Raw genomic sequence first — 22,761 nt, 5'->3', positions numbered from 1 at the left:
ATGGCGATGTCCGCAAACGACGCCTTCGCCACCTCGGGCGGCGGTCGCGGCCGCCGCCGTCGCCGTCGCGGCAAGGGGGCCCTGTCCGAGATCAACGTCACCCCGCTGGTCGACGTGATGCTGGTGCTGCTGATCATCTTCATGATCAGCGCCCCGCTGCTGACCTCGGGCGTGGAGCTGGAGCTGCCCAAGACCGAAGCCGGCGCGCTGAAGAACGAGCAGGAGCCGATCACCGTGTCGGTCCGCCACGACGGCGCGGTGTTCATCGGCGAGGACCAGGCGCCGTTCACCGAGTTCGCTTCGGTGGTCACCGCCAAGGCCGGCGACGCGACCGACAAGCCGATCTACGTGCGCGCCGACGGCAAGGCCCCCTACGAGGTGGTCGCCCAGGTCATGGCGGCCCTGTCGAAGGCCGGCTTCACCAAGATCAACCTGCTGACCGACACCGGCGGCCCGTCGTCGGGCGCGGCCCCGCAGGACGCCCAGCCGGTCGGCGGCGGCGAACTGCGCCCGGCTCAGTAGGGAACGTCCAAGCCTGATGCGGGAAGAACGCAACAAGCTGTCTCCGGCCCTGCTGGGCTCGGTCGCGCTCCACGCCGCGGTGGTGGCGGCGGTGATGATCGGCTGGCCGTGGAAGACGTCCAAGAAGATCGTCATCGGCGAGAGCGTGCCGGTGACCATCGTCACCGAGGGGCCGACCAACGTGCGCCCGGCCATCGAGGATCCGATCGAGCAGCCGGCCGAGACGATCGAGCCCGTGCCCGAGGCCACGCCCGAACCGCCGGCCCCGACGCCCGCGCCGACGCCCCAGCCCGCGCCGCCCAAGCCGCAGCCCGCGCCGACGCCCAAGCCTCAGCCGACGCCGCCCAAGCCCGCGCCGAGCCCGGCGCCCAAGCCGCCGCAGCCGACCCCGAAGCCGACCCCGGCCAAGCCTGAGCCCGACTTCTTCTCGTCGCTGGAGAAGACGCTGTCGAAGACGGCCAAGCCTGCCGGCAAGCCGGCTTCGTCCGCGCCCAAGGGCCAGACGAACCGTCCGGAGACCGCCGCCCAGGCCCGTCCGGGCGCTGGCCAGATGACGGCCATGCAGGCCGCCGCCATCAGCGGCATGAAGGACGAGATCCAGCGGCGCTGGAACCCCAACTGCGAGGTCGTGGGCGGTGGTTCGATGCAGATCAAGCTCAGCTTCAAGCTGGCGAGCAACGGCCGCGTCTCCGGCCAGGTGACCGCCGGCGGGGCCGAGAACTCCAGCGACGCCATCGTCAAGACCGAGGCCGAGCGGGCGATCCGCGCGGTCTTCCAGTCGGCCCCGTTCGAAGGCCTGCCGCCGGACTACTACAACACCCAGCTAAACCTGAACTTCAAGGCGCGCGACGCCTGCGCCGCGCGTTAGGCGTTCCAGCAACGCCGCAAAGAAGAAGAATGGAAGGAAGCCCGACGATGATCGCCAAGAGCGCCCGCGCCAAGCGGACCCTCGCCACGCCGCTCCTCGCCGTGACCCTCGCCCTGGCGGGCGGCGCGTTCGCGGCCGCCCTGCCGGGCGTGGCCAGCGCCCAGATCGAGATCGATATCGACAAGGGCGCGGTCAAGCCGATGCCCGTGGCGATCCCGGCCTTCGCCGGCGCCCAGCGCGGCGCCGACATCGCCCAGGTCATCAGCGGCAATCTCGAGCGCTCGGGCCTGTTCCAGCCGCTGAACGTGGCCAGCGTGCCCGACAAGCTGACCGACGTGAACATCCAGCCGCGCTTTCCCGACTGGCAGGGCACCGGGGCCCAAGCCCTGATCAACGGCCAGGTGACGGTGGGCGCCGACGGCTCGCTGCGCGTCGACTTCCGCCTGTGGGACACCTTCAGCCAGCAGCAGCTGCTGGGCCTGCAGTTCACCTCGACGGCCGAGAACTGGCGCCGCGTGGCCCACAAGATCAGCGACGCGGTCTATGAGCGCCTGACCGGCGAGAAGGGCTATTTCGACACCCGCGTGGCCTTCGTCGCCGAGAGCGGCCCCAAGCTGTCCCGCGTCAAGCGCCTGGGCATCATGGACCAGGACGGCGCCAATCCGCAGTTCATCACCGACGGCTCGTCGATCGTGATGACCCCGCGCTTCTCGGCCACCAGCCAGGAGCTGACCTACATGGCCCTGCGGCCGACGGGGTCGAGCATCTACCTGCTGAACCTGCAGACCAACCGCCAGGAAACGGTCGGCCGCTTCCCCGGCATGGTGTTCGCCCCGCGCTTCTCGCCGGACGGCAAGAAGGTGGCCTTCTCGGTCGAGAAGGGCGGCAACAGCGACATCTACGTGCTGGACCTGCGCACCCGCCAGTCGACCCGCATCACCACCGACCCGGCCATCGACACCTCGCCGTCGTTCTCGCCGGACGGCAGCAAGATCGTGTTCAACTCCGACCGCGGCGGCCAGGCCCAGCTCTATGTGATGAACGCCGACGGCTCGGGCGTGCGCCGCATCTCCTACGGCGGCGGCCGCTACACCACGCCCGTCTGGAGCCCGCGCGGCGACTACATCGCCTTCACCAAGCAGACCGGCGGCCAGTTCCACATCGGCGTCATGCGCACCGACGGCGGCGACGAGCGGCTCCTGACCACCAGCTACCTGGACGAGGGTCCCACCTGGGCGCCCAATGGGCGGGTGCTGATGTTCTTCCGCGAGAGCTCGGCGGGCAATCCGCGTCTCTGGACCGTCGACATCACCGGCCGAATCCTGCGTCCCGCCGCCTATCCTGGCGCGGCGTCCGATCCGGCCTGGTCGCCGCTGCTGGACTGATACCGGGCGTGGAAAGCCGCGGAATAAGAAGGTTTCGCAACTTTCCACAGGCTCGGCGCGTTGGAGCGTGGCTGTTCATCCGTCGTTCACCCGACAGGTGAAACGAGGTGGAGCAGCGTCCAACTGACGCCATTGTGAGGTCCAGGGAACGTTTTTGCGGGGCGGAGCAAGAGCAGCGCCGGTAAGAGTTTTGAACCCAGGCCGTACCTAGACTTGAGGAGATACTGGATGAGCTTCGACATCAAGAGCGCCGCCCGACTGGCGCTGATCGGTCTGGCCGTCGCTTCGGTTGCCGCCTGTACGCGCCCGAAGCCGGCCGGTCCGGTCGAAACCCCGCCGGCTCCGCAGCAACCGGCTGAACCGACCCGTCCCTACACCCCGCCGCCGACCCCGGATACGCAGCCGACCGGCCCGCTGCCGGGCACCGTTCAGGACTTCGTCGTCAACGTCGGCGACCGCGTCTACTTCGACACCGACGAATACACGGTCCGCGCCGACGCCCAGCCCGTGCTGGCCGGTCAGGCCCAATGGCTGGCCCGCTACTCGGCCGTGCGCGTCCGCATCGAAGGCAACGCCGACGAACGCGGCACCCGCGAATACAACCTGGCCCTGGGCGCCCGACGCGCCAACGCCGTCCGTGAGTTCCTGATCGGCCAGGGCGTCGCCGCCTCGCGCATCGAGACGATCTCGTTCGGCAAGGAGCGTCCGCTGGATCCGGGCACCACCGAAGACGCGTGGGCCAAGAACCGCAACGCCCGCACCGCCATCACCGAGGGCGCGCGCTAAGGCCTGACCGCCTGATCTGAACGAAGGCCCTCCTCCTTGCGGAGGGGGGCCTTTTTTCTGGCCGCGTTTCTGGCCGCACTTTTGTCCGCAACCGGGGCATAATCGTCGACATGAAGCTGAAATCCGCGCTCCTCGCCTCCGTCCTCATGGTCTGCGCCGCCGCGCCGGCCCTGGCCCAGACGCCGATGCCCGACCCGCTGGACGACCGCTCGGCCAAGCGCATCGAGAAGATGGAGAAGGTCGTTCGCGAGCTGCGGGCGATCGTCTTCCAGGGGCGCGACACGGGCAAGCCCGTGGTCGTCCAGACCGCCGAGACCGACGCCCAGATCGCCGCGCTCAACGAGCGGATCAGCGACCTGGAGCAGACGATCCAGAAGATGAACGGCCAGAACGAGGTTCTGACCCACGACATCGACCAGGCCCGCCGCGGCGCCGACAGCCAGAAGGCCCGCGCCGATCAGCTGGAGCAGCGCCTGGCCGCCCTGGAAGGCAAGATCACCACGCTGGAGACCGCCGCCGCCAACGCCGCGGCCGCTCAGGTCGCCGCCGCGCCGGCCGTCCCGGCCGATCCGGCCACGGCCTTCAAGCAGGCCCGCCAGCTGCTGCTGGACGGCGACTACGCCGGCGCCGAGAACGCCTTCGGCGGCTTCGTCGAGGCCTATCCCGATGACGCCAAGGCCCCGGAAGCCCGCTACTGGCTGGGCGAGACCCAGTTCGTGCGCGAGGCCTATGGCGACGCCGCCGGTTCCTATCTGGGCGCGGTGCGCGGCTGGCCGCAGACCAGCTGGGCGCCGAACGCCGTGCTGAAGCTGTCGCGTTCGCTGGTGGCGCTGAAGAAGCCCGCCGACGCCTGCCGCACGCTCGACGAGCTGGCCAAGCGCTATCCCAAGGCGCCGGCCGACGTGGTCAGCAAGGCCAAGAGCACCCGCACCCAGGCCAAGTGCGCGGCCTGACCGAAGACTTCCAGGCCGTCCTGAAACGGCGTCTGCGGCCAGGAGCGACCACGCCCCTGGCCGTCGGCTTTTCCGGTGGCGGCGACAGTCTGGCGCTGCTGCGCCTGACGCTGGACTGGGCCGCCGGGCAAGGTCGGCCGGTCCTGGCCCTGACCGTGGATCACGGCCTCAACCCCGCCAGCGCCGGATGGGCGGCCGAGGCCGTGGCCAAGGCCCGCGGCCTGGGCGCCGAGGCCTGGGCGCTGGCCTGGATCGGCGACAAGCCCGCCACGGGCCTGCCGGCGGCCGCCCGCGCGGCGCGTCACGCCCTGCTGGCCGCCGCCGCCCGCGAGGCGGGCGCGAGAGTGCTGCTGCTGGGCCATACCGCCGACGATCGCCTGGAAGCCGCCCGGATGCGGGCCGAAGGCTCGACGACGCCTGATCCGCGCCAATGGGCGCCGTCGCCGGCCTGGCCGCAGGGGCGGGGCGTGTTCTTGCTGCGGCCGCTGCTGGCGGCGCGCCGGCAGGCCTTGCGCGACTGGCTCGTCGAGCGGGGCGAGACCTGGCTGGAAGATCCCGCCAACGGCGACGCGCGCTTCGCCCGGGCCCGCGCGCGGTTCGCCCTGGCCGGGGAAGAGGCAGCCGTTCCTGGCATCGCGTCCGACACGCCCCCGCCCGGCGGCGTCGAGGGCGAGCACGCCCTTGGCCTGCCGCGCGGCGCCTCGGCCGCCCAGATCGCCGCCGCCTGCCTGTGCGCGGCCGGCACGACCACGCCGCCGCGCGGCGAGCGGCTGGAGCGCCTGGTCGGCCGCCTGCGGTCGGACGAGACCTTCACCGCCTCGCTGGCCGGCGCGCGGATCGTCGCCGACGCCGGCGGCGTGCTCTTCGCGCGGGAGGCGGGGGAGGGCAGGCGCAGCGGCCTATCGCCGCTGGCGCTGGCCGCCGGCGAGACCGGCGTCTGGGACGGCCGCTACGAGATCACCGCGGGCCATGCGCCGATCACCATCCGCCCGCTCGGCGGGCTGGCCAGTCGTCTGTCGGCGGAAGAAAGGCAAGCCCTGAAAGGGTTTCCGGCAGCCGTCCGTCCGATCCTGCCGGCGGCTGTCGACACCTCCGGCGCCGTTTCTAGCCCGATCCTTGCAGGGGACGGGACGATCCGCGCGCGCGTGCTGATCCGGGAAAGGTTCGAGGCCGCGACCGGCCTTGTCGATCAAGAACCCGCGACATGACATCGCGCGCGTGGCGAAAAGCCTTCCGCCGTCCTATCTTGGGTCGACGAGCGCTATCTTTGGGAAGACGACGCGTATGAATCTGAGGAATGTCGCCATCTGGCTTGGGGTCGTTTTCGTCCTCATCATGGCCTACAGCGTTCTGCGCCAGGGCGGCCCGACCGGGCGCGCCGGCGAGATCAGCTATTCGCAGCTGCTCAAGAACATCGACGCGGGTCAGGTGAAATCCGCCGAGATCAACGGGCAGCAGGTCAAGATCGCCTCGCCGGACGGCAAGACGACCTACACCGTCAACGCCCCGCCCAACAACGAGGACCTGATCAAGCGTCTCGAAGCGCGCAACGCCGAGATCAAGATCCAGGACGGCGGCCGCTTCAGCCTGGTCAACCTGTTCCTGAACATGCTGCCGATCCTGCTGCTGATCGGCGTGTGGATCTTCTTCATGCGCCAGATGCAGGGCGGCACGAAGGGCGCGATGGGCTTCGGCAAGTCCAAGGCCCGCCTGCTGACCGAGAACAAGAACCGCGTGCTGTTCGACGACGTCGCCGGCGTGGACGAGGCCAAGGAAGAACTGCAGGAGGTCGTCGACTTCCTGAAGGATCCGGCCAAGTTCCAGCGCCTGGGCGGCAAGATCCCCAAGGGCGCCCTGCTGGTCGGCCCTCCCGGTACGGGTAAGACCCTGATCGCCCGCGCCGTCGCGGGTGAGGCGGGCGTGCCGTTCTTCACCATCTCCGGTTCGGACTTCGTCGAGATGTTCGTCGGCGTCGGCGCCAGCCGCGTGCGCGACATGTTCGAGCAGGCCAAGAAGAACGCCCCCTGCATCATCTTCATCGACGAAATCGACGCCGTCGGTCGCCACCGCGGCGCCGGTCTGGGCGGCGGCAACGACGAGCGCGAGCAGACCCTCAACCAGCTGCTGGTCGAGATGGACGGCTTCGAGGCCAACGAAGGCATCATCCTGATCGCCGCCACCAACCGTCCCGACGTGCTTGACCCCGCCCTGCTGCGTCCGGGCCGCTTCGACCGCCAGGTCGTGGTGCCCAACCCCGACGTCGCCGGCCGCGAGAAGATCCTGCGCGTGCACATGAAGAACGTGCCGCTGGCCGCCGACGTCGACGTCAAGACGCTGGCCCGCGGCACCCCCGGCTTCTCGGGCGCGGACCTGGCCAACCTGGTCAACGAGGCGGCCCTGACCGCCGCGCGCAAGAACCGCCGCATGGTCACCATGCACGACTTCGAGCACGCCAAGGACAAGGTCATGATGGGCGCCGAGCGCCGCTCGATGGCCATGAGCGAGGACGAGAAGAAGCTGACGGCCTACCACGAGGGCGGTCACGCCCTGGTGGCCCTGAACGTCCCGGTCGCCGACCCGGTGCACAAGGCCACCATCGTGCCGCGCGGCCGCGCCCTGGGCATGGTCATGCAACTGCCGGAAGGCGACCGCTACTCGATGAGCTTCGACCAGATGACCTCGCGTCTCGCCATCATGATGGCCGGCCGCGTGGCGGAAGAGCTGATCTTCGGCAAGGAGAAGATCACCTCGGGCGCGTCGAGCGACATCAGCGCGGCCACCAACCTGGCCCGCAACATGGTCACCCGCTGGGGCTTCTCCGACGACCTGGGCACCGTGGCCTACGGCGACAACCAGGAAGAGGTGTTCCTCGGCCACTCGGTGGCGCGCACCCAGAACGTCTCGCCCGAGACCATGATCAAGATCGACAGCGAGATCCGTCGCCTGGTCAAGGGCGGCGAGGACGAGGCCCGCCGGATCCTGACCGAGAAGCTGGAAGACCTGCACTCGGTGGCGAAAGCCCTGCTGGAGTTCGAGACCCTGAGCGGCGAGGAGATCGTCGGCGTCACCAAGGGCGTCGCGCCCAAGCGTGACGAGCCCGAGGAAAAGAAGCCGACCGGTCCGGTCGCTTCGGTTCCGGTCTCGCCCACGGGCGTCACCGCCTAAGGGTTCGACAGAACTTCGAATGATGCGAAAGCCGGATCCGTTCTCGGGTCCGGCTTTTGTTTTGCGCGTTAGGTAGCCCCATGAAGACCGCTCTCGTCGCCGCCGTGCTGGCGCTTTCGCTTCCCATCGCCGCACGCGCCGCCCAGCCGCCCGCCATCGGCGTCGCGCTGGAGAACTACGCCTATCCGCACCCGGTCGCCTTCCTGCCGCTGGAGCATGGCGGCCACGCGGTGCGCATGGCCTACATGGACGTCGCGCCGACCGGCCCGGCCAACGGCCGCACGGTGTTGCTGCTGCACGGCCGCAACTTCCCGGCCGGCTATTGGGCGCCGACCATCGAGGCCCTGACCGGGGCCGGCTATCGGGTCGTCGCGCCCGACCAGATCCACTTCGGCAAGTCCTCAAAGCTCGACGACGTTCCCGTCCGCTTCGACCGCATGGTGGAGGACACCGCAGCCCTGCTGGACCGCCTGAAGATCGACAGGGTCGACGTCGTGGCCCACTCGATGGGCAACCATGTCGGCGTGCGCTGGGCCCTGGCCCATCCCGACCGCACCGGAAGGCTCGTCATGTACGGCCCCGTCGGGCTGGAGGACTATCGCCTGTACACGCCGTCCACGCCGCTGGAGAAACTGGTCGCCGACGACGAGGCCAAGGGGCCGGACGCCTATCTGAACGAGCTGATGACCAGCTACGGCCTGACCTTGCCGCGCCAGGCCATGGCGCCGTTCGTCGAGCTGCGCGAAGGGCTCAAGCGCTCGGGCGAGTGGCCGCGCTACGCCCGCAGCTTCGCCGCCAGCGCCGTGGCGATCCGCGACCAGCCCTATCTGCAGGACCTGCCCAAGGTGGCGGTCCCGGTTCTGATCCTGGCCGGCGAGCGCGACGGCACGGCGCCCGGCAAGGGCTACGCCAAGCCCGAGGACAAGCCGCGCTTCGGCCACGTCCTGGCTCGGGCCCAGGCCCTGGCCCCGACGATGCAGAACGCCCGCGCCGAGGCGTTCGACGCCGGCCACCTGCTGCACCTGGAGCGCACGGAGCGGTTCAACGCCGCCGTTCTGGCCTTCCTCGGCGAAGGCCGGTAGAGCTTCCCTTCGAAGTTGAACGAAAGGGAAGTCGATGAAGACGTCGATGCCGATCCTGCTGGCCGCGGCCATGCTGGTCTCGCCCGCCGCGGCCCTGGCCGCGCCCAAGCCCATCCATGCCGACGGCATGACCGGCCCCGAGGTGGTCAAGTGGCTGCAGGACGCCGGCTACAAGGCCGAACTGCTCACCGACAAGACCGGCGACCCGCACATCAAGAGCGCCGCCAACGGCGTCAATTTCGACATCTACTTCTACGACTGCACCGCCAAGCCGCGCTGCAAGGCGATCCAGTTCTCGGCCGGTTTCGACATGAAGACGCCGCTCTCGGCCGGCAAGATCAACGAGTGGAACCGCGATAACCGCTATCTCAAGGCCTATATCGACGACGACGGCGACCCCTACGTCCAGTACGACGTCAACCTGAACGCCGGCCGCACGACCGACGTCCTGGACGACGACTTCGGCGTCTGGACCTCGATGATCGACGACTTCACCACCTTCATCGGCTGGTGACGCAACGGGGCGAGGGGGGTACATCCTCGCCCCATGATCCAAGCCGTTCCAAGCGTCATGGGCGTGGTCAACGTCACGCCCGACAGCTTCTCCGACGGCGGCCGGTTCTTCGATCCCGCCGCCGCCCTGTCCCACGCCCGCCAGCTGATCGACGACGGCGCGTCGATCCTCGACATCGGCGGCGAGAGCACGCGGCCCGGCGCCGATCCGGTGTCGGAGGCCGACGAGATCGCCCGCGTGGTTCCGCTGATCCGCGCCATCCGCGCCGAGAGCGACGTCGTCATCTCGATCGACACCATGAAGCCCCGCGTGGCCCGCGCCGCCGTCGAGGCCGGGGCCGACATCTGGAACGACGTGGCCGCCCTGCGTTTCGCGCCCGACGCTCCCGAGGTCGCCGCCGAGCTCGGCTGCGAAGTGATCCTGATGCATATGCGCGGCGAGCCCGGCACCATGCAGGACGAGCCGCGCTATGACGACGTCGTCGCCGAGGTCGAGGCCTTCCTGCTGGCCCGGGCGCTGACCGCCATGGCCGCGGGCGTCGAGCGCGAGAAGATCTGGCTCGACCCCGGCATTGGTTTTGGAAAGACGCTGGAGCACAATCTGGCCCTGCTGGCCGCCCTGCCGCGTTTCAACGCCCTGGGCTATCGCGTGCTGCTGGGCGCCAGCCGCAAGCGCTTCATCGCCGCCATCGACCCCCGCGCCCAGGACGCTCGCCACCGCCTGGGCGGCTCCCTGGCCGTCCACCTGCACGGCGCGGCCTGCGGCGTGGAGGCCGTGCGCGTCCACGACGTGCGCGAGATGAGCCAGGCTCTAGCGGTGTGGAAGGCGATCGCGGCGGCGGGGGGCTGAGCCTTCTGGCGGCTATTTCGCAGTAGGCGGGGCCCCGGCTTTCGACGCCGTTTGGCTTGGTGTCGGTTCGATCTTGGCGCTTGGCCAACGAGCGGCGATCTCGGCCAGCAGCCCCTCGCGCAGCCGAGTCGCGCGTTCCGGCGGGTCGCCCCGCATGAAGCTCACCACGGCCTGGCCAGGATGGAGAAAGTCCTGGACGATGATTTCCGTCGCCTCGTCGTTCGGTCCGCGTGAGACGACGACATAGATCGTGGCTCGCTGGTGCGGCTCAAAGACGTCGGCTTCCCGCTGAAACTTCACCCACGTCTCGCTACCGTCATCGACATGGATGCCGTCCTGTCCGTCAGCGGCCGCATGACGACGCAACATGGCCACGAGATCGTCGTGGTCCTTCCTGGTTTCCAGCGGGATCTCGACCGATGCGACGTTCTGAGCGCTCGCGGGCTGCTCGACCGGAGCGCAGCCGGCGACGAGCCATAGGGCGGCCGCAGTCCCGACCATGCCGATCTTCACGTCGCGCCACGTCAACTTGAGCTGGCTGGCGCGAGCGAGCGGACGGCTTGGAGGGGCGTCGTGAGGGGCGCTCAGCATGCGGCGTCCTTCTCATAGGCCGTGAGCGCCGCCGCCCATCCGGCTATGGCGCCGATCGCCGCCAGGCTGCCGGAGAAGAACCAGAGCCCGGCCCCGTGCTCCATGGAGGTGAGAAGCAGCAGCACGCCTGTCGTGGCGACGAAGACGAGGATTGCGCCGAGAAGGGCGCCGGCCTTGGGCGAGCGGATGTTGAAAGCGTGTAGTACGGCCCAGCACGGCGCGCCGATCAGCACCACGCCCGCCATCCAGACGATCAGGCTGAACGGGGCGGTCATCAGGCCGACGCCCAAGGCGGCGGCTATGCCGGCCAGTTGGCCGGAGATCAGGAAGGGGACCGCGCCGATCGCCATCAAGGCCGCGCTGGTCAATGCCGCGCCGACAAAGCCGCCGACGAACAGGGCGCTGATGACCTTGCCGGGATTGGTTCTGACGGCCGCACGGGTTTTCCTTTGAATAAGTTATTCCTTAAATACCTCATCGCTAATTTGCAAGCGATTAGCGAACCGCTTAAATGCTGACGCATGCAACGCGTGTTCGAAGCCCTGTCGTCGACGGTCCGGCGCAAGATCCTGGCCTATCTGGCCCATGCCGACCTGACGGCGGGCGAGATCGCCTCGCGCTTCGAGATCTCCAAGCCGGCGGTGTCGCAGCACCTGTCGATCCTGGAGGCGGCCGGCCTGGTGAAGAGCGAGAAGCGGGGCCAGTTCGTGCACTACAGCCTGGTGCGCGACAGCCTGGTCAACACGCTGAACGACTTCGTTCAGGAGGTCTGTCCGGTGTCCAGGCCGCTGAAGGCCGAAAGCGCCCGCCTGAAGGACGAACGCGACGGGGAGTGATCGGCAACGACGTCGGCCCGCCGACGTTATAGGCTCCTCCAACCTTCGCTTTTCGGGGAGCACGCCAATGATCCGTCCGTTGTTCGTCGCCGGCCTGGCCGTCCTGGCGCTGGCCGCCTGCGAGAAGAAGACCGAAGCTCCCAAGCCCGCGCCGACGCCCGACAATCTGGCCCAGAGCCCGCCGCCGGCGACGCCGGCCGCGCCGGAGGCCAAGCAGATCGTCTACGCCTGCGCCGACGGCAGCGTGCTGAAGGCGACCTATCCCGACGACAAGACCGCCGTGGTCGAATACGGCGACAAGACCCGCATGCTGACCGTCGCCATGTCGGCCAGCGGCGCGCGCTATGTGGGCGAGGGCCTGCAATGGTGGACCAAGGGCATGACCGAGGGGATGGTCGCGCCGCTCAAAGACGGCGAGGACGTCGCCAGCGCCAAGCCGGTCGAGTGCATGGCGCCCGCGGATGCGGCCAAATAGGCGCTGGGGCTAGAGCAGCGTCCGCTGCGCCGGCTCGACGGTCTCGACCGGCGCCGCCTCGCCGCGGCGGCGTAGTTCGGTCTCGGCGCTGAACCGGATGTCGGGATCGCGATCCTGGGCCAGCGCCCGCAGCGGCTCGTCGCCCAGCTGGTTCCAGGCCTTGCCGCGCTCGGGACCCCTGGGCGCGCGCGGCAGCAGGCCCGGCTCGGCGCTCCAGGCCAGCAGTTGCTCCAGGGACGCCTCGTTGAGCATGTCGCGCAGGTGGTGGGCGGTCACATAGGCGTCGGGCATGGCGCGGTGCGCCGGCAGGCCGATCTCGTGGATCAGGCCCTCTGGCATGCGCTGGTAGCGCAGCATCTGGTTGGAGAAGCTGGAAAGGTGCGGCCAGAGCCGCAGGGCGCATTTCCAGGTGCAGATCCACGCCGCCCCGCCGGCCAGGGCCGGCGTGCAGTAGCGCTGCTCGAACGAGGCGCGATGGGCCGCCAGGGCCGCCACGCCGCCTTCGGGCCGCAGGATGGCCGGCGCGGCGTCCTTCCAGAAGGGCGCCTCGGCCACCTCGGCGTCTAGGATATGGTGCACCGACATGGTTTCCGGCGAGATCGGGCGGCCGGGATTGATCAGCACCGCCCCGCGAGCCTCGTCCAGGCGCCAGGGCGCGCCGGGGTCGTGGACGACGTCCTGCCAGCCGATCTCGCAGACGTCGTGCGGTCCGTTGCCGGCGGTCTCCAGATCGATGACGCGGATGCGTGTCATCACCCGAATATGGACCCGAGGCGAGGCGGGGCCAAACGACCCGGCGCCCAAATCTGTCAGCTGACTCGCAGGAAGGCCCGGCCGGCGGCGAAGTCGCCGACCTCGACATAGGCCCGGCGCACGATCTCCTGGCCGCCGCGGGCCTGGATCACGAACTCGATGGTGATCGCCTCGCGCGGGTCGAGCTGGGCGATGGCGTCGGCCGCCTCGCGCGGAAAGCGGAAGCTCATGCCGGTCTTGGCGCCGGTCGGCAGCAGGGTGGGGGCGGGGGCGGCGTCGCGGGTCTCGGGCGCGAACATGCGGCTGGCGGCGCGCGGGGCGGCGTTGTCGGCAAGGCCGCCGCCGGCGCGGGCCCTGAGGTAGGGACCCAGGGTGAGGCTTGGATCGCGCATGACCAGCCGCGCGGTGTAGGGGCGTGCGCCGTCGGCGAAGGTCGCCACGGCCAGCAGTTCGGTGTTGCGGCCGGCCAGGCCGAACACCAGCCGGTCGCCGCCGAAGCCGGCCGTCTGCGACAGGCGCCAGAACGGAATGGTCGCCGAGCTGGCGCGGTCGGCCTGCCAGCTGGCGCGGTCGCCCGGATAGTTCATCCGCTGCAGCAGGGCGTAGCCTTCGAAGGCCTTGCGCACGCGATTGGCGGCGGTGGTCAGGTCCTTGGAGCCGCAGGGAACGGAGGCGGCCTTGGCGTGGGCGCGCTGCTGCACGCCGTTAAGCTGGTCGACGCTGGCCCCGGCGCGCAGGGCCGCGCCCCGGGCCTGGGCCCTGCCGGCGTCGAGAGCGCCCGACAGCGAAGGGCTGAACAGGCCGCAGCGCGCGCCGGCGGCGCTCATCAGGCTGCGTTCGTAGAAGACGTCGGAGGGCGTGGCCATGGCCGTCTGGGCCGCGCCCAGGGCGGCCGCGGCGACGAGCGTCGCCGCCAGGCGCCGCTTTCGCGGGGCGGAGGTCTTCACGGTGGCCATTTTCTCGTATTCTGCGAGAGAGGATGTTCGAGCGGACCTTAGCCGCTCCTGGTTGCGGTTCGGTTAGCGATGCTTCTTTCGACGGATCTTTGGGTGGGCGCGCTGATCCGCCGCGCCGAGCTGGGCGGGGCCTTCGCCATGGTGGTGCGCAAGGGCGACGCCAGGGCCGGCGCGGTTCTGGTCAAGGTGGTCGATCGCCGGGCCGGGACCGTGCGCCTCTACAGCGAGGCCACGCGCGGCGATGGCGAGCGGGTGTGGATGCAGCCCATCAAGTCGGACTTCGAACCGGACCTCGACGCCTATGCCGAGCGCGCGGCCCGCATCGATCCGGATGTCTGGGTGGTGGAGATCGAGGATCGCGAGGGGCGGCATTTCCTCACCGAGGCGGTCGAGGGCTGAGCGGCGCCCTGTCGCACGGCGTTCTTGCAACGATCCACAGCATTAACCCTGCCGCTAAACCAGACCGAAAGTAGAGCGCGGCAGGATGTCGCAGGTCTCTAAAGCAGCCCCCGTCATCCGCCCATGCTCTTCCTGATGAACGACGTCGTGCTCAGCCTGGACGCCGCCGAACTGTCGCCGCCGATGACGCGCGACCGTTTCGCCGCCCTGTCGCTGAACTTCGTCGCCGAGCTGGGGAAGGAGCTCTATGCCGAGGAGCCGCTGCTGCACCACAAGCAGGTGGAGAAGGCCAAGCGCCTGGCGGCCCTGATCATCGCCAAGGCGCCCGAGATCAACGCGGTGCTGTTCGTCGCGCCCGCGCGCGGCTGCCTGATCGAGCAGGTGCAGGTGCGCTACGCCCAGATCGGTCTGGAGGTCATGGGCGCGCTGCATCAACGTCAGAAGGCCGGCCAACTGACCAATCTCGAAGCCGATCGCCAGGTCTGGCGCCGGCTGGCGGCCTGACGTCGCCGGCGGCTTGCTACATCAGCAGGCCGGCCACGATGTTCAGGACGAGGGCGATCACCACCAGTCCGGCCAGCACCGTGCCCAGGCAGAGCGCGCTCTGCCCCAGCGGGCGCCGACGGATGTGGTCACGAGGGTCTTCGGCCAGAGCCATGTCGTTTCCTCCGTCGCCCGTCGTTCTTCATGACGATCGTGTGCGACCAAGGCAGCATGATCCCAAAACCTCATGTTGTGTAGGGGCATTGATGCGGAGCGTCGCGGCGCCGCACTTTGCGGCTGCGACAGCCGTCTGGCGGCGCCTGGCGCGTCAATGCTTGATCGGCGGTGAGCGCGGCCTAAGGTTGCGGTGAAGCTGGGCTTTAGTTTGAGTGTGAGATGGGGATTTGGGGGATCAGGGGCGCGGCGCTGGCCGTCGCCCTGACGGCCGGCGTGCTGGGCGCCGGCCAGGTTTCGGCGCAGGACCTGGGGGCGATCGACGGCCTCGTGGTCAGGTCGGGCAAGGGCGGCAAGTGGATGCGGGCGGAAAGCCCTCGCTTCACCGTCTACAGCAACGGCGACGAGCGGGTGCTGCGTGAGTACGTCGCCAAGCTGGAGCTGTTCGACAGCCTGCTGCGGTTTCGGCACGGGCTGCCGATCAACGGGGTTCCGCCGCGCAAGCTGACGCTCTACCTCGTCGGCGACGTCGACGAGTTCAAGATCGTCTGGCCGACGGTCAATTCCGGCGTGCAGGGGTTCTACAAGGCCGACATCGACGAGATCTTCGCCATGGCCCTGCGCCAGCGCGCGGACGACCACGTGATCCAGCACGAGTACGTGCACCACTTCATGATGCAGTACTTCCCCTACGGCTATCCGTCCTGGCTGGTCGAGGGCTATGCCGAGTACTTCGGCTCGGTCGTCATCGACGGCGACAAGATCGAGCTTGGGCGCAATAAGACCCGCGGGGCGGACGTCGCCTATGGCCCCTGGGTGTCGATCGACAAGGTGCTGGGCAAGCGGCCGTCCGAACTGAAGGGCAGCGACAGCGCCGCGATGTTCTACGCCCAGGCCTGGCTGATGACGCACTACTTCATGAGCGACCCCGGCCGCTACAAGCAGCTGCTGGCCTACATGAAGGCCGTCGGCGACGGGGGCGACCCGGTCAAGTCGATGGAGACGATCACCGGCCTGACGGCCGACCAGCTGCAGGTGAAGCTGAAGGCCTACGGCAACTCGTCGGCCATTCCGTATCAGGTGCTGGCCGCGACCGACCTGCCGCCGCCCAAGATCGAGATCCTGCGCCTGTCGACGACGGCCGACGATCTGCTGCTGGCCGAGCTTTCGCTGCGCGCGGCCGGCCTGGAAGCGGGTGAGGAAACCGAGGAGAAGCCGCAGGACGCCAAGCCGGGCAAGGAAGAGACCGACAAGGAGGCCAAGGCGCGGGCCGAGGCCGCCAAGGCCAGGGCCGAAGCCCGCGAGGTGCGCGACAAGTGGCGCAAGAAGCTCCTGGCCGACGTGCGCGCCGCCGCCGTGCGCTATCCCGACGAGCGCCTGCCCAAGCTGGCCCTGGCGCGCGCGGAGCTGACCTTCGGCGACTTCGCCAAGGGGCTGGCGCTGGCCGACCAGTACGCCGCCGACTATCCGGAGGATCCGCTGGGCCTGGAGCTGGCGGGCCTGGCCCGGCTGCGGGCGGCCGACAAGGATCCCGATCGCCGAAACGAGCTCTACAAGGCCGCCGGGGTCAGTTTCGGCAAGGCCTTCAGGCTGGACGACGGGCGCTACCAGACCCTCTACGGCTACGCCCGCAGCCGGACGGTCGAGGCCAACTATCCTAGCGAGAACGTGCTGAAGGTGCTCGACAAGGCCCACGAGCTGGCGCCCCAGGTCGAGACCATCACCCTGACCGAGGCCAGGGCGCTGATCATGCGGCGCGAGTACGCCGAGGCCGCGGCTCTGCTGCGTCCGGTAGCCGGAGATCCGCACAACCGGGATGCAGCCTCCTCGGCCCAGCGCCTGCTGCAGGAGATCGCCGACAAGCTGCCGGCCGCCGCCGAAGCCGCCAAGTAGGGCCTCGCTCTTCCCCGGAGGACGCATCTGTCCTCCGGGGCGACCACCATGGCGCGAACCGGCGGTCCGGGCGCCCGCGATGGGGGCTTGCGCATCACCCGCGTCTTTCGCAATTTCAACGTCAAATTGCGTCGGGGGCGATAGTGGTGGTTCGTGGATTGGTTTTCGGCGTCGCGCTGGCGGCGACGCTGGGCGTATGCGGCTCGGCCTGGGCCCAGCCGACCGCGGTCTCACCGGTCGCCGTCGTCGCGCCGGATCCGACCGGGCGCTGGATGCGGGCCGAGAGCGACCACTTCATCGTCTATTCCGAGCGCAGCGAGGTCATGCTGCGCCGCTATGTGGCGATGCTGGAGGACTTCGACGGCGTCCTGCGGGTGGTGCACGGCAAGACCAAGGCCGAGACGCCGCGCAAGCTGCCGCTCTATCTGCTGGAGGACAATCGCCAGCTGCAGCGGATGATGCCGGGCAGTCCCGAGAGCCGTCGCGGGGTCTATGTGCGGCCGGTGGAGGACATCTTCGCCGTTGCCGTCCGCGCCGACACCAGCAAGTACGACAAGAACAACGGCGACGACGTCGTGCTGCACGAGTACGTGCACCACTTCATGATGCAGTACTTCCCCGACAGCTATCCGGGCTGGCTGGTCGAGGGGCTGGCCGAGTACTACATGACCATCGACCTGCAGCCCAAGCGCGTGCAGATCGGCGACTATAACCGCTCGCGCGCCTACTCCCTGCTCGAGGGCGAGTGGATCCCGGTCACCACCCTGCTGTCCAAGCGGGTGACGCAGCTGCCCAAGGACGAGGTCTCGGCCTTCTACGCCCAGTCCTGGCTGCTGACGCACTACATCTGGAGCGACAAGGAGCGGAAGGCCAAGCTGGACGACTATCTGGACCTTCTGCACAAACGCGGCGACCCGATGGCCAGCTGGACCAAGATCTATGGCCAGGATGCGCCGGCGCTGGAGAAGGCGCTCAAGGACTACGTCAAGCAGAACAAGCTGGCCGGGCGGGTGCTGACCCGCCCCGAGCCGCCGACGCCCGCCCTGACGATCACCCGCATGCCGGCTGGGGCCGACGACCTGCTGCTGGAGGTCCAGCGCCTGAAGCTGGGCGTGCCCAAGGACGACGCGCCCGAACTGCTGGAAAAGGTGCGCCGCGCCGCCGCCAAGCGCCCGAAGGAGTACTACAGCCGCCTGGTGCTGGCCCGGGCCGAGTGCAAGATCGGCGACCGCGACAAGGGCGAGGCGCTGCTGAAGACCTTACTGGAGGAGCGCCCGACCGATCTGGAGACGCTGCAGGTGATGGCCTACAGCCGGCTGGAGACGGCCCGGCGGCTGGCCCGCGACCCGGCCCAGCGCGAGAAGGCCAAGGCCATCTACGCCGACGCGGCCACCTATCTCGGCCGCGCCCACAAGGTCGATCCCGACAACTACCTGACCCTCTATGGCTATGCCGAGGCCAAGTCGCTGGACAAGGAGCCCAGCGAGAACACCCTGAACGTCGTCTTCCGGGCGGCGAGCATCGCGCCGCAGAACTTCCCCATCCGGATGAACGCCGCGCGGCTGTTCATCCGGGCCAAGCAGTACGAGCTGGCGCGCGAGCTGCTGACGCCGGTGGCCGGCGATCCGCACGGCGGCGGCATGTCGCGACAGGCTACCCAGATGCTGGCCCGGATGGAGGGCAAGGCCGACGGCGAGGCCCTGGGGGCCTCGGCCGGCGACGCCGCCGCGCCGGCTCAGGCTTCGGCGGAAGGTGACAAGGACGCGCCGGGCGGGTAACTGCGCGGGATGAGCACCTCTCCCGCCGCTGAAGCCGCCCGTCGGCGCACCTTCGCCATCATCAGCCACCCGGACGCCGGCAAGACGACGCTGACGGAAAACCTGCTGCTGGCCGGCGGGGCGATCCGGGCGGCCGGCGCCGTGCGCGCCCGCGGCCAGGCCCGCCGCACCCAGTCGGACTGGATGAAGATCGAACGCGAGCGCGGCATCTCGGTCAGCGCCTCGGTGATGACGTTCGACCACGACGGCCTGATGTTCAACCTGCTCGACACCCCGGGCCACGAGGACTTCTCGGAAGACACCTACCGCACCCTGACCGCCGCCGACGCGGCCGTCATGGTGCTCGACGCCGCCAAGGGCATCGAGCCCCAGACCCTGAAGCTGTTCGAGGTGTGCCGCCTGCGCGACATCCCAATCATCACCTTCATCAACAAGATGGACCGCGAGGCCCAGGATCCGTTCGAGCTGCTGGACGAGGTGTCGTCCAAGCTGGCCCTGGATCCGGCGCCGCTGTTCTGGCCCGCCGGCTCGGGCGGTCGCTTCAAGGGGATGCTGGACCTGCGCAGCCAGCAGTTCATTCCCTACGCCAAGAAGAGCTCGACCGACGAGGAGGGCCACCCCGACCCCGTCGCCTTCAACGGCAACGCCATCGTCCAGTATCTCGAGCCCGAAGAGCGCGCCGAGCTGGAGGAGAACGCCATGCTGGTCACCGAGGCCGGCAAGCCGTTCGACGTGCAGTCGTTCCTCGAAGGCCACATGACGCCGGTGTTCTTCGGTTCGGCCCTGCGCCACTTCGGCGTCGACCAGCTGCTGGCCGGCATCGGCGCCTATGCGCCCGCCCCCAAGCCGGCGGCCGCGACAAAGGCCGGCGCGGCGACCCACGTCGCCCCGGGCGACAACGAGGTCTCGGGCTTCGTGTTCAAGGTCCAGGCCAACATGGACCCCAATCACCGCGACCGGATCGCCTTCCTGCGCCTGACCAGCGGCCGCTTCACGCGCGGCATGAAGCTGAAGGCCCAGAACACCGGCAAGGCCATGAGCGTCAACGCGCCGATCATGTTCTTCGCCTCCGACCGCGAACTGGCCGAGGACGCCTTCGCCGGCGACGTCATCGGTATTCCCAACCACGGCGTGCTGCGGGTGGGCGACAGCCTGTCGGAGACCGGCGCCCTGCGCTTTGCGGGCCTGCCCAACTTCGCCCCGGAAATCCTGCGCCGCGTGCGCGTGAAGGATCCGCTGAAGGCCAAGCACCTGAAGAAGGCGCTGGAAGGCCTGGCCGAGGAGGGCGTCACCCAGCTGTTCCGTCCGATGATCGGCAGCGACTTCATCGTCGGCGCCGTCGGCCAGCTGCAGTTCGAGGTCATGGCCGACCGCCTGAGCAACGAGTACCAGCTGGACGTGATCTTCGAGGCCAGCCCCTATGCCGAGGCCCGCTGGCTGGTCGGCGAGCGCGCCGACGTCGAGGATTTCGAGAACAAGCACAAGTCGGCCATGGGCCGCGACATCGACGAGCAGCCGGTGTTCCTGGGCAAGAGCGCCTGGGAGATCGGCTATGTCGCCGAGCGCTACCCGAAGGTGCGCTTCGAGCGGACCAAGGAACGGGGCTGAGCCCAAAAGAAAAGGCCGGGAGCGATCCCGGCCTTTTCCATGTTCGCTTGAGAGCGACGCTTACGACTTCAGCTTGGTCAGCTTCATCTTGCCGGCGCCTTCGAACTTCAGCTTGTCGGAGGGCGACAGGTTCGGGCGGCCGACCATGACGCCCATGTTGAGCGAGCCCTGGACGTAATAGACCTCGCCCTCGTCGATCTCGACGGGCAGCACGTCCTTGACCTCGGAGTGCACGACGTACTCGTGCGCGCCCGGGGCGACGTCGATGATGAAGTAGCTGCCGTTGCTCAGCTTGCCGAGCTCGGTCTCGCCTTCGCGGACCTTGAAGCTGACGGCGGCGCCGACGAACTTGCCCGGACGGAAGAAGACGATCTGGCCCTTACCCTGGGCCGGCGTGCCGAGGACGGCGTCGGCGGTCGCGACGGCCGGCGCAGCGGCAGGGGTTTCGGTCGGCGTCGCAGCGGCCGCCGGGGCTTCGGCCGGAGCCGGAGCGGGCTGCTCGGCCGGGGCGGCGGCCGGCGCTTCGGTGGCGGCGGGAGCCGGGGTCTGGGCCGGAGCGGCGGCGTCCTGCGCCAGCGCCGCGCCGGCGCTCAGGGTCAGGGCGGCGAAAACGACGCCGGCGTACTTGATGCTCATTGGATGGAAGCCTTTTCCTGGGTGTCCTTGACGGGAACTGGAGCGGGAGCGGCGGCCGTGGCGGCGCCGGCCGCGGGGTAGGGCGCGGCTAGTTTGGCCTGGGCGCGGGTGTTGGGCGGGATGACGACCTCGCCGCCCTCGACGAAGATCGCCAGGGGGCCGGCCACGAAGGCCACGGCCATGGCGGCGTTGGTGTTGTTGTTGCCGGACGAGCCGAACTTCAGGCTGCGCAGGGGCACCTGCACGCCGTCGACCACCAGATAGCGGGCGGCCAGCAGCAGTTCGCCGGGCCGGCCAGCCATCTTTGAGTGATCGGCGTGGACGACCTCGCCTTCGCCCTCGAGGCCGGCGGGCAGGATCACCTTGCCGTCCAGGACCACGTCCTCGGCCAGACGAATGGGAAAGCGCTCGCCGCGCTTGACGGTGTCCGAGCGCATCGAGCGGCCGATTTCGATCTGGACGATGCTGCCGGCGGGCAGGACGCCAGCCGCAGGAGCCGCAGGAGCCGCAGGAGCCGCAGGAGCCGCAGGAGCCGCAGGCGACTCGGCCGTCTGGGCGGCGACCGGCGCGGCGGCCGCCATCAGGGCTAGCATTGCTAAGCCCGCATAGATTGAACGCATGACGACTAATCCCCCTTAAGGCTGCATAGCTTGACTACTCAGTTTCGGCAATCGTCGTTCTTCGCGACGGAGGAAAGGCCTCGCAGCGGCTCGAACATGCGGGCGCGAGCAGTCGCGCGACCCGGCGTGGCCGGCGGCTCGCGACATCCCCTCCCGTACCGACAAGGGTGAGATTACGTTCGTAATTTATTGGGGGTAAGCCCGCCCGTTCACGCCCGACGCAGGCCGTAGTCCCGCGCCATCTGGCGATAGAGCTCGATGAAGGCGTTGGCGTCATAGCGGCCGCCGTGCTCGGTCTTTTCGGGATGGGGCGGCGGCGCGCCGGCGATCTGGGCGCCGGGGGCCTCTGCGGCGTTGATGCCCTGCGACAGCAGGTTGGGGCGCGGGCCCTCGCCGGCGTTCTTGCCGTCCTGGTCGAAGATCGCCTCCTGGTGGCGGGTCGGCTCCCAGATGAACGTGCCCCAGCCGCGCTGGCCGGGCGCGTCGAACACCAGGTCGTTCACATAGCGCTTCCGGCTGGAATATTCGGCCACGTAGAAGCCGTGGTCGCGATAGCGCTCGCCGAAGCGGGCGAAGGTGTTGGCCCAGTCGCCTTCAGCAGCCTGCTGGTAGCAGGAGAAGCCGGTGGCGTCGAAGCGCACGCCGCGCGAGAGCAGGCTGTCCATCCAGTGGCTGACGATCGTCCAGTGACGGCCCAGGTGATTATGCAGGCTGGTCTTCACGCCTGGAACGGTCTCGCGCGAGGCGTCCAGACCCGCGCTCAGCAGCCTGGCCAGCTTGTCGAAGCCGCCGGCGTCGGGAACGCTCATGTGCACCGCGTCGGTGGCCGGGTTGCCGGTGGCGACAGGCAGGGGCACGCGGCCGTCGGGCCACAGCATGCCGAAGGTGATCTCGTTGCCGATCACGACCATGTCGGGCTTGGCGCCCGCCCTGACCAGCGCGCCCAGCACCTGGCGGGTATGGTCGCCGACCGCCTTGACCAGGGCGTCGAACGAAAGGTCCTTCCAGGCGGCGGGCTTGCCCTGCTTCTGCGGGTCGGCCCAGGTGTCGCTGTAGTGGAAGCTGATCGTCAGGTGCATGCCGGCCGCCTTGATCCGCTTGGCCATGGCGACGGTCTGGGCCAAGCCCGCCCACGGGTCGGTCTTGCGCTGCGCGGAGTAGCCGTTCTCGGGATTGACGAAGACGCGGATCTTGATGGCGTTGAAGCCGGCGTCGCCCAGGATGGCCAGGATGTCCTGTCGGCGACCGCCCGCGAAGAACTGCGCGCCGTCGGCCTCGTCCTGCGGGATCCAGGTGACGTCGGCGCCCAGCAGGAACGGGCCAGGGCGCTGTCCTGGCGTGCCAGCCAGCGCCATGGGGGCGGCCGAGAGCAGGGGCAGGGCGCTCAGGCCCGCGGCGAAGGCGCGGCGGTCGAGGGTCATAGGCGGCTTCCTCC

Annotated in this window: 25 protein-coding genes; 17 read left to right on the top strand and 8 right to left on the bottom strand. The window is 69.3% G+C overall.

The annotated features are described in order from the left end of the window. From G5B46_RS05540 to folP, 10 genes are all read left to right on the top strand, one after another. Positions 1–522: an ExbD/TolR family protein gene (locus tag G5B46_RS05540; RefSeq protein WP_165256865.1), complete on the top strand. Its 522-nt coding sequence runs from the start codon at positions 1–3 to the stop codon at positions 520–522. 16 nt (positions 523–538) lie between these two features. Next, on the top strand, positions 539–1,390 hold the full coding sequence (locus tag G5B46_RS05535) for an energy transducer TonB (RefSeq protein WP_165256864.1): 852 nt from the start codon (positions 539–541) through the stop codon (positions 1,388–1,390). 47 nt (positions 1,391–1,437) lie between these two features. After that, complete coding sequence (gene tolB / locus G5B46_RS05530) at positions 1,438–2,775, top strand: Tol-Pal system beta propeller repeat protein TolB (RefSeq protein WP_165256863.1); 1,338 nt, start codon at positions 1,438–1,440, stop codon at positions 2,773–2,775. Between the two features lie 213 nt (positions 2,776–2,988). After that, a complete protein-coding gene (gene pal / locus G5B46_RS05525) occupies positions 2,989–3,561 on the top strand; it encodes a peptidoglycan-associated lipoprotein Pal (RefSeq protein ID WP_165256862.1) in 573 nt (190 codons plus the stop codon). A 110-nt stretch (positions 3,562–3,671) separates the two neighbouring features. Next, entirely contained in the window at positions 3,672–4,514 is an 843-nt protein-coding gene (gene ybgF / locus G5B46_RS05520) for a tol-pal system protein YbgF (protein WP_165256861.1), read from the top strand. Next, positions 4,511–5,722: a tRNA lysidine(34) synthetase TilS gene (tilS, locus tag G5B46_RS05515; RefSeq protein WP_165257549.1), complete on the top strand. Its 1,212-nt coding sequence runs from the start codon at positions 4,511–4,513 to the stop codon at positions 5,720–5,722. The genes ybgF and tilS overlap by 4 nt, the downstream gene beginning before the upstream one ends. Before the next feature lie 76 nt (positions 5,723–5,798). Further along, positions 5,799–7,679, top strand: a complete 1,881-nt coding sequence (ftsH, locus tag G5B46_RS05510; protein ID WP_165256860.1) for an ATP-dependent zinc metalloprotease FtsH — start codon at positions 5,799–5,801, stop codon at positions 7,677–7,679. 80 nt (positions 7,680–7,759) lie between these two features. Further along, complete coding sequence (locus tag G5B46_RS05505; RefSeq protein ID WP_165256859.1) at positions 7,760–8,761, top strand: alpha/beta hydrolase; 1,002 nt, start codon at positions 7,760–7,762, stop codon at positions 8,759–8,761. Between the two features lie 34 nt (positions 8,762–8,795). Next, positions 8,796–9,275: a YbjN domain-containing protein gene (locus tag G5B46_RS05500; protein WP_165256858.1), complete on the top strand. Its 480-nt coding sequence runs from the start codon at positions 8,796–8,798 to the stop codon at positions 9,273–9,275. A gap of 33 nt (positions 9,276–9,308) precedes the next feature. Then, a complete protein-coding gene (gene folP / locus G5B46_RS05495) occupies positions 9,309–10,124 on the top strand; it encodes a dihydropteroate synthase (protein WP_165256857.1) in 816 nt (271 codons plus the stop codon). A gap of 12 nt (positions 10,125–10,136) precedes the next feature. Here folP and G5B46_RS05490 read toward each other — a convergent pair whose 3' ends face one another. Beyond that, entirely contained in the window at positions 10,137–10,715 is a 579-nt protein-coding gene (locus G5B46_RS05490; RefSeq protein ID WP_165256855.1) for a hypothetical protein, read from the bottom strand. After that, positions 10,709–11,083: a hypothetical protein gene (locus tag G5B46_RS05485; RefSeq protein ID WP_165256853.1), complete on the bottom strand. Its 375-nt coding sequence runs from the start codon at positions 11,081–11,083 to the stop codon at positions 10,709–10,711. Before G5B46_RS05485 ends, G5B46_RS05490 begins: the two co-directional genes overlap by 7 nt. A 153-nt stretch (positions 11,084–11,236) precedes the next feature. On the opposite strand from G5B46_RS05485, the gene G5B46_RS05480 reads away from it, so the two are divergent. Together G5B46_RS05480 and G5B46_RS05475 are read left to right on the top strand one after the other, a co-directional pair. Next, positions 11,237–11,551, top strand: a complete 315-nt coding sequence (locus tag G5B46_RS05480; RefSeq protein ID WP_165256851.1) for a metalloregulator ArsR/SmtB family transcription factor — start codon at positions 11,237–11,239, stop codon at positions 11,549–11,551. 67 nt (positions 11,552–11,618) lie between these two features. Continuing rightward, positions 11,619–12,026 carry an MliC family protein gene (locus tag G5B46_RS05475; RefSeq protein WP_165256850.1) on the top strand — a complete coding sequence of 136 codons (408 nt, stop codon included), beginning with the start codon at positions 11,619–11,621 and terminating at the stop codon, positions 12,024–12,026. A 9-nt stretch (positions 12,027–12,035) separates the two neighbouring features. Here the strand turns inward: G5B46_RS05475 and G5B46_RS05470 are convergent, their stop codons facing one another. After that, entirely contained in the window at positions 12,036–12,779 is a 744-nt protein-coding gene (locus G5B46_RS05470; RefSeq protein WP_165256848.1) for a DNA polymerase III subunit epsilon, read from the bottom strand. Between the two features lie 56 nt (positions 12,780–12,835). Beyond that, positions 12,836–13,735, bottom strand: coding sequence for a hypothetical protein (locus G5B46_RS05465; RefSeq protein ID WP_346764873.1), 900 nt, complete (start codon positions 13,733–13,735; stop codon positions 12,836–12,838). A gap of 69 nt (positions 13,736–13,804) precedes the next feature. Here G5B46_RS05465 and G5B46_RS05460 point away from each other — a divergent pair, with 69 nt between their 5' ends. Together G5B46_RS05460 and G5B46_RS05455 are read left to right on the top strand one after the other, a co-directional pair. Further along, on the top strand, positions 13,805–14,134 hold the full coding sequence (locus tag G5B46_RS05460; protein ID WP_165256846.1) for a DUF1491 family protein: 330 nt from the start codon (positions 13,805–13,807) through the stop codon (positions 14,132–14,134). 123 nt (positions 14,135–14,257) lie between these two features. Continuing rightward, positions 14,258–14,638 carry a hypothetical protein gene (locus G5B46_RS05455; protein ID WP_058347174.1) on the top strand — a complete coding sequence of 127 codons (381 nt, stop codon included), beginning with the start codon at positions 14,258–14,260 and terminating at the stop codon, positions 14,636–14,638. Positions 14,639–14,654: 16 nt separating this feature from the next. On the opposite strand, the gene G5B46_RS05450 is transcribed toward G5B46_RS05455, so the two are convergent. Continuing rightward, positions 14,655–14,792 carry a hypothetical protein gene (locus tag G5B46_RS05450; protein ID WP_165256844.1) on the bottom strand — a complete coding sequence of 46 codons (138 nt, stop codon included), beginning with the start codon at positions 14,790–14,792 and terminating at the stop codon, positions 14,655–14,657. Between the two features lie 221 nt (positions 14,793–15,013). Between G5B46_RS05450 and G5B46_RS05445 the strand changes: the two genes are divergently transcribed. The 3 genes from G5B46_RS05445 to G5B46_RS05435 all read left to right on the top strand — a co-directional run bounded on the left by G5B46_RS05445 (position 15,014) and on the right by G5B46_RS05435 (position 20,070). Beyond that, positions 15,014–16,684: a hypothetical protein gene (locus G5B46_RS05445; RefSeq protein ID WP_165256843.1), complete on the top strand. Its 1,671-nt coding sequence runs from the start codon at positions 15,014–15,016 to the stop codon at positions 16,682–16,684. 146 nt (positions 16,685–16,830) lie between these two features. Beyond that, positions 16,831–18,462 carry a hypothetical protein gene (locus G5B46_RS05440; RefSeq protein ID WP_205691504.1) on the top strand — a complete coding sequence of 544 codons (1,632 nt, stop codon included), beginning with the start codon at positions 16,831–16,833 and terminating at the stop codon, positions 18,460–18,462. Between the two features lie 9 nt (positions 18,463–18,471). Next, complete coding sequence (locus tag G5B46_RS05435; protein WP_165256839.1) at positions 18,472–20,070, top strand: peptide chain release factor 3; 1,599 nt, start codon at positions 18,472–18,474, stop codon at positions 20,068–20,070. Positions 20,071–20,130: 60 nt separating this feature from the next. Here the strand turns inward: G5B46_RS05435 and G5B46_RS05430 are convergent, their stop codons facing one another. The 3 genes from G5B46_RS05430 to G5B46_RS05420 form a co-directional block, all read right to left on the bottom strand. Further along, on the bottom strand, positions 20,131–20,706 hold the full coding sequence (locus tag G5B46_RS05430) for a DUF2846 domain-containing protein (protein ID WP_165256837.1): 576 nt from the start codon (positions 20,704–20,706) through the stop codon (positions 20,131–20,133). After that, complete coding sequence (locus G5B46_RS05425) at positions 20,703–21,299, bottom strand: hypothetical protein (protein WP_165256836.1); 597 nt, start codon at positions 21,297–21,299, stop codon at positions 20,703–20,705. Before G5B46_RS05425 ends, G5B46_RS05430 begins: the two co-directional genes overlap by 4 nt. A gap of 236 nt (positions 21,300–21,535) precedes the next feature. Continuing rightward, positions 21,536–22,747 carry a glycosyl hydrolase 53 family protein gene (locus tag G5B46_RS05420; protein WP_165256835.1) on the bottom strand — a complete coding sequence of 404 codons (1,212 nt, stop codon included), beginning with the start codon at positions 22,745–22,747 and terminating at the stop codon, positions 21,536–21,538. Positions 22,748–22,761: the final 14 nt, after the last annotated feature.

This window comes from Caulobacter sp. 602-2, assembly GCF_011043625.1.
In the GTDB taxonomy this organism is placed as follows: domain Bacteria; phylum Pseudomonadota; class Alphaproteobacteria; order Caulobacterales; family Caulobacteraceae; genus Caulobacter.
The sequence above is the reverse complement of the archived record's forward strand: the minus strand, read 5'-3'. Positions and strand labels throughout refer to the sequence as shown.

Excerpts from the sequence above, each read along its gene's own strand:
- G5B46_RS05540 (WP_165256865.1), top strand. The coding sequence starts at position 1 with ATGGCGATGTCCGCAAACGACGCCTTCGCCACCTCGGGCGGCGGTCGC.
- G5B46_RS05535 (WP_165256864.1), top strand. The coding sequence starts at position 539 with ATGCGGGAAGAACGCAACAAGCTGTCTCCGGCCCTGCTGGGCTCGGTC.
- tolB (WP_165256863.1), top strand. The coding sequence starts at position 1,438 with ATGATCGCCAAGAGCGCCCGCGCCAAGCGGACCCTCGCCACGCCGCTC.
- ybgF (WP_165256861.1), top strand. The coding sequence starts at position 3,672 with ATGAAGCTGAAATCCGCGCTCCTCGCCTCCGTCCTCATGGTCTGCGCC.
- ftsH (WP_165256860.1), top strand. The coding sequence starts at position 5,799 with ATGAATCTGAGGAATGTCGCCATCTGGCTTGGGGTCGTTTTCGTCCTC.
- G5B46_RS05505 (WP_165256859.1), top strand. The coding sequence starts at position 7,760 with ATGAAGACCGCTCTCGTCGCCGCCGTGCTGGCGCTTTCGCTTCCCATC.
- G5B46_RS05500 (WP_165256858.1), top strand. The coding sequence starts at position 8,796 with ATGAAGACGTCGATGCCGATCCTGCTGGCCGCGGCCATGCTGGTCTCG.
- folP (WP_165256857.1), top strand. The coding sequence starts at position 9,309 with ATGATCCAAGCCGTTCCAAGCGTCATGGGCGTGGTCAACGTCACGCCC.
- G5B46_RS05490 (WP_165256855.1), bottom strand. The coding sequence starts at position 10,715 with ATGCTGAGCGCCCCTCACGACGCCCCTCCAAGCCGTCCGCTCGCTCGC.
- G5B46_RS05480 (WP_165256851.1), top strand. The coding sequence starts at position 11,237 with ATGCAACGCGTGTTCGAAGCCCTGTCGTCGACGGTCCGGCGCAAGATC.
- G5B46_RS05475 (WP_165256850.1), top strand. The coding sequence starts at position 11,619 with ATGATCCGTCCGTTGTTCGTCGCCGGCCTGGCCGTCCTGGCGCTGGCC.
- G5B46_RS05470 (WP_165256848.1), bottom strand. The coding sequence starts at position 12,779 with ATGACACGCATCCGCGTCATCGATCTGGAGACCGCCGGCAACGGACCG.
- G5B46_RS05465 (WP_346764873.1), bottom strand. The coding sequence starts at position 13,735 with ATGGCCACCGTGAAGACCTCCGCCCCGCGAAAGCGGCGCCTGGCGGCG.
- G5B46_RS05460 (WP_165256846.1), top strand. The coding sequence starts at position 13,805 with ATGCTTCTTTCGACGGATCTTTGGGTGGGCGCGCTGATCCGCCGCGCC.
- G5B46_RS05455 (WP_058347174.1), top strand. The coding sequence starts at position 14,258 with ATGCTCTTCCTGATGAACGACGTCGTGCTCAGCCTGGACGCCGCCGAA.
- G5B46_RS05450 (WP_165256844.1), bottom strand. The coding sequence starts at position 14,792 with ATGGCTCTGGCCGAAGACCCTCGTGACCACATCCGTCGGCGCCCGCTG.
- G5B46_RS05445 (WP_165256843.1), top strand. The coding sequence starts at position 15,014 with ATGGGGATTTGGGGGATCAGGGGCGCGGCGCTGGCCGTCGCCCTGACG.
- G5B46_RS05435 (WP_165256839.1), top strand. The coding sequence starts at position 18,472 with ATGAGCACCTCTCCCGCCGCTGAAGCCGCCCGTCGGCGCACCTTCGCC.
- G5B46_RS05430 (WP_165256837.1), bottom strand. The coding sequence starts at position 20,706 with ATGAGCATCAAGTACGCCGGCGTCGTTTTCGCCGCCCTGACCCTGAGC.
- G5B46_RS05425 (WP_165256836.1), bottom strand. The coding sequence starts at position 21,299 with ATGCTAGCCCTGATGGCGGCCGCCGCGCCGGTCGCCGCCCAGACGGCC.
- G5B46_RS05420 (WP_165256835.1), bottom strand. The coding sequence starts at position 22,747 with ATGACCCTCGACCGCCGCGCCTTCGCCGCGGGCCTGAGCGCCCTGCCC.